At 53.9% G+C, this 14,871-nt stretch carries 15 protein-coding genes and 1 pseudogene; 10 read left to right on the top strand and 6 right to left on the bottom strand.

Going from position 1 to position 14,871, the window contains the following annotated elements; genetic code table 11:
• Window positions 1-319 precede the first annotated feature (319 nt).
• Window positions 320-466, bottom strand: a complete 147-nt coding sequence (locus tag MA03_RS08585) for a hypothetical protein (RefSeq protein WP_191118694.1) — start codon at window positions 464-466, stop codon at window positions 320-322.
• On the bottom strand, window positions 459-701 hold the full coding sequence (locus MA03_RS02720) for an AbrB/MazE/SpoVT family DNA-binding domain-containing protein (RefSeq protein WP_052883801.1): 243 nt from the start codon (window positions 699-701) through the stop codon (window positions 459-461). The genes MA03_RS08585 and MA03_RS02720 overlap by 8 nt, the downstream gene beginning before the upstream one ends.
• A 599-nt stretch (window positions 702-1,300) precedes the next feature.
• Here MA03_RS02720 and MA03_RS02725 point away from each other — a divergent pair.
• Both MA03_RS02725 and MA03_RS02730 read left to right on the top strand, forming a co-directional pair.
• Window positions 1,301-1,609, top strand: a complete 309-nt coding sequence (locus tag MA03_RS02725) for a hypothetical protein (protein ID WP_191118695.1) — start codon at window positions 1,301-1,303, stop codon at window positions 1,607-1,609.
• A complete protein-coding gene (locus MA03_RS02730; protein ID WP_191118696.1) occupies window positions 1,584-1,925 on the top strand; it encodes a hypothetical protein in 342 nt (113 codons plus the stop codon). The genes MA03_RS02725 and MA03_RS02730 overlap by 26 nt, the downstream gene beginning before the upstream one ends.
• A gap of 183 nt (window positions 1,926-2,108) precedes the next feature.
• Here MA03_RS02730 and gapN read toward each other — a convergent pair whose 3' ends face one another.
• Window positions 2,109-3,626, bottom strand: coding sequence for an NADP-dependent glyceraldehyde-3-phosphate dehydrogenase (gene gapN, locus MA03_RS02735; RefSeq protein WP_052883804.1), 1,518 nt, complete (start codon window positions 3,624-3,626; stop codon window positions 2,109-2,111).
• A 514-nt stretch (window positions 3,627-4,140) separates the two neighbouring features.
• Between gapN and MA03_RS02745 the strand changes: the two genes are divergently transcribed.
• The 3 genes from MA03_RS02745 to MA03_RS02755 all read left to right on the top strand — a co-directional run bounded on the left by MA03_RS02745 (window position 4,141) and on the right by MA03_RS02755 (window position 7,433).
• Window positions 4,141-5,523 carry a CRISPR-associated DxTHG motif protein gene (locus MA03_RS02745; RefSeq protein WP_052883806.1) on the top strand — a complete coding sequence of 461 codons (1,383 nt, stop codon included), beginning with the start codon at window positions 4,141-4,143 and terminating at the stop codon, window positions 5,521-5,523.
• Window positions 5,524-5,545: 22 nt separating this feature from the next.
• Window positions 5,546-6,868, top strand: a complete 1,323-nt coding sequence (locus MA03_RS02750) for a hypothetical protein (protein ID WP_191118697.1) — start codon at window positions 5,546-5,548, stop codon at window positions 6,866-6,868.
• Window positions 6,869-7,172: 304 nt separating this feature from the next.
• Complete coding sequence (locus MA03_RS02755) at window positions 7,173-7,433, top strand: hypothetical protein (protein ID WP_052883808.1); 261 nt, start codon at window positions 7,173-7,175, stop codon at window positions 7,431-7,433.
• On the opposite strand, the gene MA03_RS02760 is transcribed toward MA03_RS02755, so the two are convergent.
• Window positions 7,415-8,689, bottom strand: a complete 1,275-nt coding sequence (locus MA03_RS02760; protein WP_052883809.1) for an APC family permease — start codon at window positions 8,687-8,689, stop codon at window positions 7,415-7,417. The genes MA03_RS02755 and MA03_RS02760 overlap by 19 nt on opposite strands.
• 688 nt (window positions 8,690-9,377) lie before the next feature.
• Here MA03_RS02760 and MA03_RS02765 point away from each other — a divergent pair.
• Together MA03_RS02765 and MA03_RS02770 are read left to right on the top strand one after the other, a co-directional pair.
• The gene (locus MA03_RS02765) at window positions 9,378-10,091 is read left to right on the top strand and encodes a hypothetical protein (RefSeq protein ID WP_052883810.1); all 714 of its coding nucleotides are present in this window, start codon (window positions 9,378-9,380) and stop codon (window positions 10,089-10,091) included.
• Window positions 10,088-11,878: a P-loop NTPase family protein gene (locus MA03_RS02770; protein ID WP_052883811.1), complete on the top strand. Its 1,791-nt coding sequence runs from the start codon at window positions 10,088-10,090 to the stop codon at window positions 11,876-11,878. The genes MA03_RS02765 and MA03_RS02770 overlap by 4 nt, the downstream gene beginning before the upstream one ends.
• 214 nt (window positions 11,879-12,092) lie before the next feature.
• Here MA03_RS02770 and MA03_RS09055 read toward each other — a convergent pair.
• A pseudogene (locus MA03_RS09055) lies at window positions 12,093-12,859 on the bottom strand (putative CRISPR-associated protein).
• A gap of 283 nt (window positions 12,860-13,142) precedes the next feature.
• Window positions 13,143-13,334, bottom strand: a complete 192-nt coding sequence (locus MA03_RS08590) for a hypothetical protein (RefSeq protein WP_191118698.1) — start codon at window positions 13,332-13,334, stop codon at window positions 13,143-13,145.
• A 142-nt stretch (window positions 13,335-13,476) separates the two neighbouring features.
• On the opposite strand from MA03_RS08590, the gene MA03_RS02790 reads away from it, so the two are divergent.
• The 3 genes from MA03_RS02790 to MA03_RS08600 all read left to right on the top strand — a co-directional run bounded on the left by MA03_RS02790 (window position 13,477) and on the right by MA03_RS08600 (window position 14,689).
• Window positions 13,477-13,974, top strand: a complete 498-nt coding sequence (locus MA03_RS02790) for an AAA family ATPase (RefSeq protein ID WP_052883815.1) — start codon at window positions 13,477-13,479, stop codon at window positions 13,972-13,974.
• Window positions 13,975-14,356: 382 nt separating this feature from the next.
• Window positions 14,357-14,503 carry a hypothetical protein gene (locus MA03_RS08595; protein WP_191118699.1) on the top strand — a complete coding sequence of 49 codons (147 nt, stop codon included), beginning with the start codon at window positions 14,357-14,359 and terminating at the stop codon, window positions 14,501-14,503.
• A gap of 9 nt (window positions 14,504-14,512) precedes the next feature.
• Entirely contained in the window at window positions 14,513-14,689 is a 177-nt protein-coding gene (locus MA03_RS08600; RefSeq protein WP_191118700.1) for a hypothetical protein, read from the top strand.
• Window positions 14,690-14,871 lie beyond the last annotated feature (182 nt).

Raw genomic sequence — 14,871 nt, forward strand, 5'->3', positions numbered from 1 at the left:
TATTCTCTATTACAACAACCAGAAGAACAACCAGCTGAAGTATAAGTGCTACTGCAATAACCACAATAGCAATATGTTCCAGAGACACAATCATCATCCCTTTTACAAGGTTTCCAATAGCAGATATGTTCTTTTGTATTACATTTTCCTTTTACATTATCCTTAGCTGGACAATCTGAATCTTTTAAATATTCTGGAACTAGTATTACAATTTTCCAATCGTATGGAGGACAGCCAGCATGGTATATATTGCAGCCAGTAGTATCGTTTGTGTATATTAATTCTTGTGCACAAGTTGAGTTTGTAGCTTCGCAAAAACCTAGCTTCCAATCACCATATGAGCAATAGTCTTTTGGCCCAGCATTATCTCCATTTGCCCATTAGCTCTCTCGAACAGGTCCTCAACGAGAGACTTGAATGGGGAATTCCTAATTATGCGCTCAATCAAAACACTAGTGTCAACCACCTACCTCCCTGAGGATACCATTCATCTTCCGCCTCTCCAGCTCTCCCTCCTCCCGGAGAAGCTCATCGACTATCCTCCGGTCTACCTCAACCTCCTTCAGCTTAAACGGTCTCAGAACAATGAAGCCGTCCCGAGCTTCAGCCAAAACTTCCCCCTCCTCAATTCCCGCCGCCTCACGCAGCGATTTAGGGAGTATCAAAACCCCTTTCTTCCTTATCCTGAGCAAAACCTCCATGATTTGTTCTACTAAAAGGAATAGTTTAACTTATATTAAAGGTTAACCTTGAACGAAGCTGGACCTCCCACACAATCCCATATGAGACTTGATTAAGCTCCAGGTGGGTTCTCGATACCGCTAATCCGAGCTCCAGAGGATCCTAGAGGATAAAGCCGGATAAAAAGAGCCCTCGAAAATCCATGCTAAAACACCGAGTAGACTACCGGCCATGTAAAGCCGTCAACACCCACTCGCGTCACCTTCACAATCACCTAAACGTCGCGTTGATAGAACCCCTCATCCGGTTAAGCTAACCACCCATTATCCACTCTTCAACGCCGACGGGCGAAGAACACTAGAGGCACAGCTAGGAGCGCCACACGCCCGGCAATATGTTCCTCTGAAACGTGACAAGTAAGACCTTACTTTTTGGCCCCGGCGAGTCTACCTGGCTTTCCGCTCAGCATACCATTAGTCTTCGCAGGTTAAACCGGCAGCTCTTCCACCCGACGTCCCTTTGGCTCAACGAGAGTAAAAACAGCTACCATATATCATAAATATCAATAATATTAAGTATAGTGACGGGAGCAGTGACAGATAAGGGGATGGGGGCGGCCTTGCCCAAGCCACACAGCGTGTGGGCATTTGTTATCCTAGCTTTATACCTGGCATTCCTTGCATTCCTCCTCTTATACCCCATACTAGTACCCTGGTCACCTCCCAAGGAAAGCCCTCCAATAATCGAGAAGGCCCAGTGGCGCATAGCTATCGTGACAGAGGACCCGGTCTTCGCCGAGCTCATAAACTCGACAATCAAAGCCAAGGAGCTCGCGGTAATCCCCCCCTGCAAGAGCCGAGGAGTCGGCCAGCTTCGACCTCGCCATCATAGGCTGGGACGTTTTGCCCGTGATCTCCGCGAACCCTGAACTCGTCAAAAGGCTGCTAAACTCCACCCGGCTCATAGCGGTTGCAGAGCCTGGACAAGACGCCCTAACACTCCTATTCACAGGCCTTGTCGAGCCCGTTAAGATCGGCGAGAAGAAGCCGACCAAGGACCCGATGGCCTTCCTGCCATTGGTAGAGAAAGACGGCTATCTCGTTCCAGGCTGTGAGTGCAGCGTCATCCTATTAGAGGCGAGACAGGCACCTGGTGGAAAGCTAATCCTAGGATACCGGGAAGCCACATTGACCCGGAAGAGCAGGCTTCCCTGGGCCATTGCCGCAGTACTAGGGACGCCCTAGCACGCGAACTCTCAGTGAGAGCGTCACTAGATGGTGTGTTCGTTTGTGGCCGGGTGAGAGTGCTTCCCCTAAATTCCCAACCACGGGTTCGAGTATGACGCCTTAACGAGGAGCGTGCACCCCTCCCTAGCCCCGATGAGTACCCTAGCTGCCTTGAAAATCAAAAACGTGGCCTTGGCTCCTTCAAGCGTACTTCCACACGCCCTTCCCCCTGAAGTTGAACACTATCGTCTTGTAGGCGCTCACCTGCTCTACGGAGTAAGCTATCCCCTCTCTCCCGATGCCCGACTCCTTGCGGCCGCCGTACGGGTAGTAGCCCACGCCGTGCCGAGGCATGTCGTTCACGTACACGGCGCCGAACTCCAGGAAGCGCACAAGCTTCCTGATCCTGTCTATGTCCTGGCCGAAGATCGCCGCGTCCAGCCCGTACCTGCGCCCGTTGGCCAGCCTAAGCGCCTCCTCGTCGCCGGCGAAGTCCGTGATCAGGGCTGCCGGCGCGAAGACCTCCTCCCTGTACATCACGGACTCCGTCAAGGCCTTCTTGTCAATAATCTCGACGAGCGTCGGCTCCACGTACGTTGGCCCTAGCCTCCTGCCGCCGTACAGCACCCTCCCGCCCCTCTCCACGGCGTCCTCGACGGCCCTCAGCATCTCGTCGACCGCGGAGGGGCTTATCAGGGGACCCATGGTGGTGCCCGGGCTCCTGGGGTCGCCCACGACGACCCTGGACAACCTCTCCACGAGCCTGGCCTTGAACTCCTCGTATATAGGCCTCTCGACGAGGACTAGCCTTACCGCGTCGCACCTCTGCCCCGCGTACGAGTATATGCCCCTCGCCACAGCCTCGATGGCCGCCCCTACGTCGGCGTCGGACAGCACGAGGGCGGGGTCCCCGCCTCCCAGCTCCATTATATACTGCTTGATGCCCCCGACGGAGAGGACCCTCTTGCCCGTCGAGCTACTGCCCGTGAAGCTCACCACGCTGATCCTCTCGTCCGCGACCATCCTGTCGCTCTCGGAGCCCGGGATCGTGAGGATAGCGAAGGACTCCCTGGGGAAGCCCGCCTCCTCCAGGAGCTTCGCAAGGAGTATGATCGGCACGGGGTCGGCGGAGGGGGGCTTCATGACCACCGCGTTCCCCGCCACGAAGCTGTACGTGAACTTCGCCACGGTGTCGAAGAGAGGGTAGTTGAACGGCGCGATCGCTAGGACGACACCGTAGGGCTCCCTGCGCACCAGCGCCTCGGTCTCCTGCGTCGTGGGGTCCCAGTCACCCGGGACGTACTCGCCGAATATTCTCCTGGCGTCGAGGTCGGCCCTCCGGAGCCTGTCGATGCTGGCGTCCACCTCTCCCCTCGCCTCGGCCCGGGTCTTCCCGGCGTTGACGACGAGGCTTAGCTCCAAATCCTCCCTGTGCCTCTCCATGAGGTCGGCCAGCCTCTCGAGTAGCTCGAGCCTCCTCCACCCAGGGGTGTCCCGCACCTGCCAACGACCCTTCTCGTAGACGAGGCCCAGCGCCCTGTCGGCCTGCTCCCAGGAGAGCTTAGGGACCTCTGCTATGACGCTGTCGTCGATAGGGGATCTAACCCTGATGTACTCCCTCCCGCCCTCCCACTGGCCTGCGACATACGTCTTGAAGCGGTAGAAGCCCTCGACCTCCTCGTAAACACCCTGAAAGATCTTCGAAGACAACCTAAGCATGACTGCAATACCATCTCGCCTTATAAAACTTTAACGTGAGTATCGCTCGCCCCGACCCTGTCGCTCGTCCTGTTAACCAGCAGCCCCCTCAGGGCGAGGGCGGGCGCGGAGCAAGCGTACCAAAGGATTACCCTCCCACCACCCATCGGAGGAGTTAAGGAACTTCAGTGTAGATGACGAGGGCAGAGGGGGCAGCGTTTCACCATGCTCCCGCTAGACGGGTGCCTCGCGTAAGCGTTTTATAACACTCTACCAGCATCAAGGATATGAGCCCCGTTTATGCCACCGTGAAACCGGGCCAGGAGCCCAACGAGCCCCGCCAGCTCCACGCCCCAGTGGACAGCCGGCTCTGGGTGGAGCGCCCCGACCCCGGCGTGCTCCTGGGGGAGGTAGCGCGCCCCCTCCACGTGTTGGGCTCCGAGTCCAGGTTGAGCGAGCCCGGAGACCCCGTCATCGAGGCCCGGTGCGAGGCCCCCTAGGATTGGGTCGAGGGAGCCCGACGGGTGGCTGAGCGGTGGGTAGGACGCTGCTGATCGCTACATGGGGGCAGCCAGCCCTCTGGGGGCCGGCCGTCTACGTTCTGGAGGAGAGGGAGAGGCGCACGCTGGAGCACTGCACCTCGCTCCCCCTGCTCCTCGAGAAGTACGGGGACGCTGACGTGGCGCTACTCGTCCTGGACAGCCTGGTCGACGAGTACGCGGACGGTAGGAGGGAGGGGGCCTGCTACGAGTGCTACGACAAGCTGCGGGGACTGTTGCAGGGGGCGGCGCGCGCGGCAAGCTACTCGGAGCTCCGGAAAGGGGTTAAGAAGTTCGTCGAGGAACTGCTAGAGTGCATGGGGATCGATGGGAGGGCCCGCGTCGTCGTCTGCCCGGCCGTGGGGAGTCCTGGGGGCAGGTGGAGCTTCGAGAGCAAGCCCGGGGACTTCGAGGCGGTCGCCCTCGCCGGGCTGGGCCCCAGGTGCCTCGAGGAGGGGTATGAGAGGGTTGTCCTCGACCTCACCCACGGGGTCAACTTCATGCCGGCTGTCGCGCTCAGGGTAGCGGAGAGGCTGGCGAATATCCTGTTGCTGGCCCACGGCGCCAAGTCGGTGAAGCTGGAGGTCTACAACAGCGACCCGTACCCGCCCCGCTCCCAACGCCCGGAGCTCCGGCTGAACCTGGTGGCCAGGGAGGAGGTGAGGGCGGTGAGGGTGCCCGCCCCGCTCCCGGAGAGGCTCCTGAGGCCCACCAGGCAGCTGGACAGCCAGACTAGCGAGGGGGTGAGGCGCGTTAACGAGGAGTACAAGAGGACGGTCGAGGTGTCCCTGTCGGCCCTGTACTACCCGCTGCCCCTCGCCCTCCACTACTCTCTCTCCCAGGCCGGCGAGGCCCCTCTGCGGGTGATGGAGGACGCGCTCGGGCTGTGGGAGCACACTGTGAGCGTATGTGGCCAAAGAGTCAAGGGGGCACTGCGCCTCGAGCCCGACGCGGTCTACGCGCTCCTGCTGGTGGAGGCCGTCCTCAGGGGGCTGGGGAGGCCTGAGTACCCGGCTCGTCTGGAAAGGCTGAGGGAGACAGTGAAGCTCTACGAGTCGATCAGCGAGCCCCACTACTACCTCATCGTGGACGAGTTGTCGAGGGTGGAGGGGGCCCTGGCGAAGCGCAAGCCCCTGTTAATTCGGCTGCGACTGCTGCTACGGAGCTTAGTGGAGAGAAGGCCCCAGCGGGGCGTCAGGCTCTGCGAGCTATACGGGGAGGAGTGCAGGGACGGGACCCCCGACAAGCGCGTGATGATCGCTCACGCCGGCCTCCAGAAGGAGCTCGTCCTCGTCGACCCCCAGGGCACCATCTCCTACAAGGGCGACGTCAGGCAGATGCTCAAGGAAGGGGGCCTCCTCATCCCCTTCGCTGAGTAGCCCCCTGTAATAGGCGCGCCTGGTGGCGGGTCGGGGCAGCCTTGAGACGGGCGGGTCGCACCCCTCGATGCTCTTCTGGCCCCCTCGGCTCAAGGGGTTTTTCACTTTCGGGAAACAACTAGTAACTATTATAACATCGTGCGGGGGTTCTGAGCATGGGAGGATGAGGGCTGTGGGGGACGTGGAGCTAGCGGGGAAGATTGCGGAGTGGGCCCGAGGGCTGGAGGAGCTCTCCAACAGCCTCCTAACCAAGGTCAACGAGCTGCTGAGGAGCCTGGGCGCCCCCGAGCTTGGGAGCCTGGTTCTCTCTATAGAATGCCGCTACGAGGACGGCGAGCAGGGCGCTGAGAGGGTTCCGGGCCTGTACGACCCCTCCTCGAGGAAGATCCGGCTATACCTCTGCGGGGACAGCTACGATCTGAAGACCCTGATCCACGAGCTCGTACACCACCTCCAGTTCAGCGACCACGCAGGGGTCGCCTACAGGCGCGAAAGCGTTGAGAGCTTCACCGAGATGCTGCCTTATAGTCACAGGCCCCACGAGCTCGAGGCAAGGTGGAGGGCGGAGGCAGCGGTTGAACTACTGGAACAGGTGCCGCAGCGCGTCACCGAGGCGGCCCCCTTCAATGGGCAGGTGGAGCGCCTGCGGGAGTTGAAGGATCTCCTTGTGAAGGCCAGCGCCTATGCCGGTCTCCTTTGGGAGTTAGTCGAGAAGCACACAGAGGCTTCCGTCGAGCTCAACAAGGCGGTAGAAGCTCTATTTGATAATGGCAGCGAGACTATGGAGGTTTGGACGCGTCTTAGTGGGGATGGCATTGAGGTATTTACTGAGTACGCCCATCTTTACTTAAAAAGCTCCGGCGGGCTTCCGCTCGATATTCAGAGGGCTTTAAGGCTCGTTGGGGTAGTAAGGGCTCGCCTTAAAGGAAGTGCCAATAGTAGATCACCCCTCCTGATCTTCAACAGAGAGGATCTGCTGAGAGCTCTGCGAAGTGAAGGTTTGAAGCAAGAAGGAGTCACGGATACCAGGGAGGAGCTACCGTTCGAGGAGGCTGTTAAGAGGCTGTTACGTATAGTGGAAGACCCATGCTCGCTCTTCGAGTACATTAAGAGCGCAGAAGAGCAAAATAGAGTGTGGCTACAGTTGAGGCTCGAGGTGAACACTCTCGAATACTATGGGTATGATTTCGCGCTCAGGATTTGCACGAGGGGCAGCGCAGAACAGTTGCTGAAACTACTTGAGGAACGTTGTAAAATGCAGAGATTAAGGGAGCAATTGATACGGGAGTTAGAGCTTAAGGAGAGAAAAGAGCTAGAGTTGGAGTTTGAACCGATGGGAAAGTGAGGGTTACCTTTGATTCCGAACAACCCCAGCCCAGCATGTAACGCTCGATATGACGCTCGAAGAGGGCATGTGCAGGGCCTTAGGGCGCTTGTGAGCTCCACAGCTGTGATTACGATTAAGGATTCAAGCTCTTATCCTTAATACTGTCTCCCATACGACTAGGCGCATCAGTATGACCACAAAAGGGGCTGGGATGAGCCGCTTCAACTCCACGGGTAGACCGCGGGTAAAAGTAAATGTGTTGGTTCTGGAGCCGGCAAACCTTTAAATACCCGCCACGCCTAGCTGGCTCAGGCGTAGTTGAGTGGAGTCTACGCGTCTAGGCGAGAACCTCCGCAGGGTGCTCGAGGCACTCTCTCGTGAAGGCGTCGCCGACCCGGCACTCCTAAGCAGGGCCACAGGCATACCCAGGGAGCGAGTAGAGCTGATACTCTTGATGCTCAGGGACATGCGTGTTCTAGAAGTAAGGGAGGGCAAGCCGGCCTGCAGCCAGGCCTGCGAGAAATGCCCGCTGGCGAGGCTCTGCCAGGGCAAGAACCTGAGGCTCTACACCCTCAAGCCGTGAGCCCTACCCCTTAGCAGCCTGTAGCCGTAGAACCACGCCAGGGCGAGCGCTACGTTGACCCCACCTGCTACGAGCGTCCTAGTCCCCAGGCTCAGGCTGAGGACAAGGCTCAGGGCCAGGCCGATGAAAGCGTGAACCGGCACGCCCCTCAACGAGTAGTCGACCGATACTTCCCTCCTGTCGAGCCTGAGGGCCGCGAGGTTTGTGAAGACATGGGTTAGGAGGACGCTGAAGCTGGTGAACGACGCGAGCCCTGAAAGGTCGACCGTCAGCACTAGGACGAGCATGATCACGCCCGACAAAAGTATAGAGTTCACGGGGGTCCCGAAGCGCTCCGACACCCTCGCGAGCCTCTCCGGTATCTCCCCGTTCCTAGCCATAGCGTAGAAAACCCTGGACTGCCCCATAGCCGACGTCAACACGACGCTACCCGTGGCCAGCAGGGCCCCAGCCTCCACCAAGCCCTTTATCCCAAGCCTCTCGGCTGCGACGGCTATTGGAGCAGTGCTGCTGGCAAGGGCGTCGCTCCCTACAAGCCCCACCGCCGCCACGACTACGCCGACGTAGAGGCCCATGGAGAGGACCAGGGTGACAAGTATAGCCCTCGGTATATTCCTCTCGGGATCCACGACCTCCTCGGCCATCGTGCTTATGCGTGGAAACCCTATATACGCGAAGTAGAAGAGGCCCGCGGCAGCAGCCAAGCTGCTGAGGCTCGCGGACGTCATACCTGAGAAGTGGCCGGGGTCCATGCTCAGCACTCCCAGGGCGGCGAAGACCAAGAGCACCAGGACCTTCCCCGCGACGAGAACGTTGTTCACGGAAGCCGAGACCCTAACCCCGACAACGTTCACCAGCGTGACCAGGGCTATAAGCAGGACGGCGCCGGCAACGTGGCTAAACCATGGAAAAGCGCTCTCAAGGTAATACCCGAAGCTGAGGCTGGCGGTAGCCCCGAGCACGATGTTACCGCTAACCCAGCTCCAGCCCATCAGAAACCCCAACGCAGGGTGTAGAAGGCTACGACCATACTCGTAGACACCACCAGACCTCGGCAGCGCGGCGCCAAGCTCGGCAAAGCTCAGGCCCGTGAAGACCGCGCTGAAACCCGCGAGCACTACGGCGAGCACAACCCCAGCCCCGGCCACGCCAGCCGCGAGCCCCACGACCACGAAGATACCAGCGCCTATCACAGCCCCCAAGCCCACCGACACAGCGTCCCAGAACCCGAGCTCCCTCCTAAGCGACCCGCACACGACCCCAACAAACGTCAAAAAATATTTAAAAATATCCCAGTATACACACCTTACCCGTAAGCTCCACCACCCACTCGTCTCTTTTAATACGAGTCAAAAGATAGAGGTTCAAAAATATAGGAAACAGATCATGGCTACAGCTCTTAACCAACCCCTATATAGCCAATGAGTCTTACCATCATACAGATTTCCACTTTACCTCCACATTGGATAACTGCCAAGCGAGATGATAAGAAGGAAGCTCAAGGAGAAATCGGGAAGCGAGCTGCCGGAGAGGGTAGAGCAAGGCCCAGACGTTGCTAGGAGAGTGAATGAGAGGTGGAGAGAGCCTGGGACATAGGGCTTACATCAGAGTGCCCATATCCTGTACTTTGCAGAAGAAGCTAATAAACTCTTAGCGACAGACAGGGCATTTCCCAATGAAAAAGTGTCCTGCGATAAATGAATTAAATTAACCTCTAGAAGAGCTCGACAGGGGGATAAGAAAATCATTGGTACTTTCATCGAAGATGAGCACATGTCTGAGGAAAGAGGATAAATTTAAGCTTTTTAAGAAGCTCAACAGAAGGTTATCGCTATTACTATCCCTGAATCCTGCAGAGGAAGTTCCTCTCCAGCTGTATTTATTTTTAACCCTTCACAGCTACATTAGTAAACTTTTTTAGTAAATAAGGCGCAGTTATTAGCGATGCCGAGAAGCAACTTCTATCCGCTGCCCCTCAGGAACCTCTACAAGCTAATGACATCCCTGAGGGATCCCAATCCTGATGAGATAATGTCCATCCTAAAGGTGAGGAGCAGGAGGACAGCTGAACAGTATGCCAAAACCATGAGCTGGATTTTGAGGAAAGTTGAAGATGCCAAGTCCATGGATGAGTTCTTCGAGAAAGTTGCTGAGGTCCTCCTTAAGGAGTACATGCTTGAGAAGGCCTTCGCCTTCCTAATGGAGAGAGGGATCCCGCTCACCCCCTCAAGCCTTTCCCTTGCAGTTAAGAAGAACGGCCTCAAGATCTGCGATACTGAGGCCAAAGCAATAATATCATGGCTGAAAGAAGGTGGATTCCTGAAGGAGAGGAAGGTGCCTATCCTGGCCCTTTCCCTGGAGGAGAGAATCCTCGAGGACATAAGGGAGAGGGGCTCCCTCACATACTCCAGCCTGAGGAAAGTGTATGGTGATGCCGCAAGAGAAGCCTTATTCTCCCTGTGGAGAAAGGGGTTGATAGAGATCCCTTCCTTCGAGAAGTACAGGCAGGTGCTTGAGAATGTAAACGACATCGATAGGATACCAGGGGGCATTTCGGGGAGGATATTCTCCACATGGCAGGACAGGATAAGCGGAGATGTATACAGCGAGCTAGTAATACCCCTCAGGGAGAGAATATCAGCAAGGTGGAATGAATGAGCCAGCCCGACTATTTTGAGGAGATAAGGGCGCTTTATGAAAAATTCAGGAAGCTCGAGAGCTCCACAATAAGGTTGATACTGGACAGGTGGTCAGATAGAAGGCCGCTGGAGCTCACAATTGACCTGATGCAGGATGTTTTGACGAACTTTTCACGCTTGAAGGAGACCTCTGATGCTGTGATAAGGTATCTGAAGGATAGGGATTGGAGGGGAGCTATAATCAGTATTGTCGGGGAGTATGGGTCAGGAAAGACTCAATTGGGTCAAATTCTCCTGAGGAGGATTGAGGAAGAGGGGATATTCTCCAGGATCATCACAATAAGCCCCTTAAGGGACATGAAGGGGGTTATGCTTGAAGCTCTTGAAGCTTCTCCCGCTGAAGGGCCCGCTGTTCTCATAATAGATGAGGTGGATCAGCTTCTAGGAGAGCTAAACAAGGGAAGCAGGAGGATGATTGAGGATCTAGCTGATACAATCAGGGGGATAACTGAGGGAGGCCATGGATATCCTCCAATGGGATCCGTAGTCATGCTGCTGTCCAAGAGAGCCAGAGAAGCCCTTAGGAGCGATAAAGCCCTTGGAAGCAGGCTAATGGACAGGTCTAAGGAGTTAAGCCTATCTATGAGCGAGGATGAGAGGGAGAAAGCAAGTAAGGAGGCATTAAATAAGATAATTGCCCTCTGGATGGCATATTATGAGCACGACGATGAGATGAGGTATGCAATAAGGAGCTCCCTGGACAGAGTATATCCTTTCATGGAGAGAGTTGCCTCAGAGCTCTCGAGGACGAGAGAGATAGGGGGGATAGTGAAGGGTCTAACCGAGCTATCATCAAGGATAATTGAAAACTTAGGAAGATCTGAACAGATGGGAAGAATAGAAGAGGGGAACTTTGCAGAGAGCCTGCTGAGGAGGTTCCTGTCGAGCGAGATGAGGAGCATACAGCTCAACGTGAGGATTGGGGATATAACAAGGGATTACATAGCGATATTCTCTGATGAGCCCTTAAGCGCTCCAGGGGCCAGAACTGATGCTCATTTCGATGTGTGGACCTACGATGCCAGCAAAGGGGTGAAGGGTGGCGTCCTAACAACAAAAGTTGGGGTTGAGATAAAGTACGGGAAGTACTGGATAGAGAGAAAAGATCAGCTTTCAAAGATAATGAATGCCTATCCACTGCTTCTGATATCAATAGCTGAGATGGACCCAGACGAGATAACTGACGTAAAGGTGGAGATGGGGAGAAGGTTCGACATTGTGGATATAAACCCGGACATGTTCAGGATGATCCAGGTTCTGAGGGATGATGCTGTAATGAGGTTCCTAAGGGATTGGACAACGCTTGAGAGGGATTTGAAGGAGGCCCTGGAGGAGTTGATGAGAGGATCTGTTAAGGTGAAGGAGGAGGCTAGCGAGCAAGATATCCTAATGGAGGCTTCTGCCAGCCTGTTAAGCTCAGTTTTTAGGGAGTTGAAGAAAGCGAAGACTTCCAAGAGGTATGATACGCTCTCAAAGCTCATAGCTAGGAGCATAGAGGGCGTGTTCAGCAAGTACGGAGAGAGGCCTCCCTCTATTCAGGATACTGTTATCTATAGAATAGTGAGAATTCTTGAGAGGGAGGGGATTGGGAGGATGAGCCAGAGCGGAAAGAGCTTTAGCTTAGACAAGGACTGCAGGCTCAAGATCGAAGAGATAGAATCCGATTTGGAGAGGAGAAGGAGGATAGAGAGGATTATATTTGATGTCCTATCTAGACCGGCTGGAGTTCAGGCACTGGAGCTTTAAGGGGCTTTGCTTTAGCTCGCTGTAGATGTCCTTCGCTTTGCTACTTTCAATCCTCTTTAAATTGAGGCAAAAATTCAATAATCTCACAAAGGGAATTGATACAGGGCCCGAGCCGAGGAAGCCTCAATGTAAAGAGGATTGAAAGTAATAGCTCTGATGGCAAAGTACGGCGGAGACAAGGTCGGCCTCAATGTAAAGAGGATTGAAGGCAAAGTTAAGCTTTCTTCCAGAGTATCCAGATCAAAGCTCCAGTTATCATAAGTTTGAGTGAGATCTCAGCCACATTGAGGCTGAAGGGAATATTTAGCAGAACAGCCAATACACTGGCTACCTTCTCCCACTTGGTCATTCTCACCTTCAGCTCAAAGACCTTTGGCAGCATCACCACCATTTTAGAGCTCTCGTGTATGTAGTACTGATCTAGGTCGCTCTCGCTTGCCAGCACAGCCATAGCTGCAATCTCAGCTTTGAAGCCAGCAGTTAAGTTGAGGACCACGTTCTTGTTCCTCCTGACCACATCCCTAGCGCTCCTCACGAGGTTTTCACTGCGCTGCTGAAGTCCCCTGTTCCGAATCCAGCCAGAGTGTGGATGCTCACATTAGCTCCGAGGGAGTGTAGGTAATCTTGAAGGACATCTGCCATGATCTTTCCAGCTTCTGTGTCGGATCTGAAGATGTGGGCCTCACTTACGACCTCTTCCAGCTTAGAAGTCCCCTTGACCTGCTCAACATAGCTGAGGAGGCTGTTCAGCTCAGCGCTAGCAGCCTTGGGATTCCTCTCAAGGTATTTCAACATCTCACCCTTAAGGGCGATCTTCTCATCACCACTCAAGCTCTTCAAGAATCCCTCACTTACATTGGGATCCTCGAGTTTCCTCTTAAGATCCGGATACTTACACAACAAAGAGCTCTGGGTTAGGTTTCTGGCGAGGTTCCTCAGGAGAGATGCCCCACATGTGATGACATGAACCTCTTTTTGCATGCTGAGATTAGCTCTTGGTTCTATAAAAAACTCATTAATCTTCGTATAGATTTATAAAACAGTTGGTACAATGTTAAGAAAACCCAGCCGAGATGTGCCTTCACGTCTGTTGTTAGATGCTTTTGACCTTCGATGAGGTTGGGCGGTGGCAGGTTATTTCCATCGAAGATGGAGTTATCGTCGCAATATCCACCTTTTCTTCGGAAAACCTTCTCTTGATTATTCCATATGGTCTCTATTTTATTGATGAAGCTCTTAATATAAACTTTTTATTTTTCTCCTTTCAGCTACAAAGGGGTGCGATGATGAGCCAGACCTCATTTGAGACAAGAGATCTCTTGGTCTGAAGAAGCTTATTGCTTTTTATAAAACTTGAGGGCAGAAGGATCATCATGCTGAAGACATTCCTCCAGAAATAGAAGCCGAGTACAAGCTTTGAGAGGGCTTTAACAGAGGCAAAGAGATCATCTGACAAGGCAGCACAGCTGCTGAGGGACCTTGGTGTTGAATAAGATTGCCTTGGACAAGCGTGATAGTGAAGCATGCGAACAGAGCTGGAAAGCGGAATTTATCCTCAAGGAGAGAGAACTTAAATAATTGTAAGGTGGTGTTTGAGGATGGAGGTAAAAGTAAGGAGGTTCAATCCGATATACGAGGCTTTTCTGAATCTCAAGAGGGTTAATGTGATGAGAGGTCCTCCTGAGACCGGCAAGTCCAACCTTCTTGAGGCTCTATCAATCTTCTCCTTCCTGGGTCAGATCAAAAACTACATGAATTCAGGCCTTGTGTCCCCTGTGAGCATAGGAGGTAGACTCTGGTCCCTTCAAGGTCTATCTGAGATCCTGAGGATGATGACAAGAGCTAGAAAACTGGATGATATCTTCTTTGCTTTCTCAAGGGAGGAGCCCATTGAGGTGGAGCTGGATGGAAAAAGGATGAAATGCTCCTATGACAGCAAGAAGAGGGCTCTCAGCGTATGCCTTCAGGAAGAGGAGATCCTGGAAATAGATGAGTATATGAACATCAGGGCAAGGCGTGAGGGTCTTGAGGGGCTTCCAGAAAACGTGAAGTTCTACAGGTACTCCGAGGGAAAGGAGGTTCAAAAGGAGGTTTAGTTTGGGGACTTCCTTCTCCCACCCCATGGTCCAAATTTAATGTATCTCTTAAGGACAAGGGATGACCTGAGGAGGATTGCAACCAGAATTCTTGATGATTTTAACATAAAATTTATCATTTCTGAGGGGAAAATCAAGTTCTTAAAGCCGAGAAATAGAGAGCACCTCAGAATAGAGCACCATATGCTTTCAGATACTGTTAAGAGAACTCTTTTTTTTTGCCTGGGGGCTGTGGAGTCAAACAGGGATTCGCTGGTGTTAATGGAGGAACCCGAGGCCCACTCTTTCCCCTTTTTACACAAAGTTCCTCGCTGAGAGAATTACATTAAGCGATAACTCCTACATTGTCACCACTCACAATCCCTACCTCCTTGAGACCCTCATGGAGAAAATTCCGGAAGGAGATATCTCTGTTTATCTCTCCAGGGCTTCAGGATGGGAGACAAAATACGAAAGAGTGGATGTAAGGAGGATCAGGGAGATAGTGGCTGAAGGAGTGGATGTCTTTTTCGAGCTTGGAGGTAGTTGAGCATGTTGAGTGTTATCTGAGATATCTGGTCGAAGCTATGGGCTTCACCCCTCGCATGCTATAGGAAAGGGAAGAGCCATAAATGCGGGCAAGAAAGGATCAATGTGCATCGTGGACTTCGATTCTGAGGACTCTATGAGGGACTACATAGGGGAATGCGCAGAGGACAAAGAGCCGAGCGATTAAAACTGGGAATCAGGGTTTACAGATCTTGAGGAATTATAATAGCTCTTGTGGAGAATCTGGAGGATTTTATTCAGCACTATATTGACTTGATGGGGTTGGATAACTATTCCTCTTCGCTCACTTCCTGCGGTTTCCTAGGCACAGAACAAAGGAAGAGGCTAAGGAAAGTCCCTACCTTATTA

The organism is Thermofilum uzonense, assembly GCF_000993805.1.
Lineage (GTDB): Archaea > Thermoproteota > Thermoprotei > Thermofilales > Thermofilaceae > Thermofilum > Thermofilum uzonense.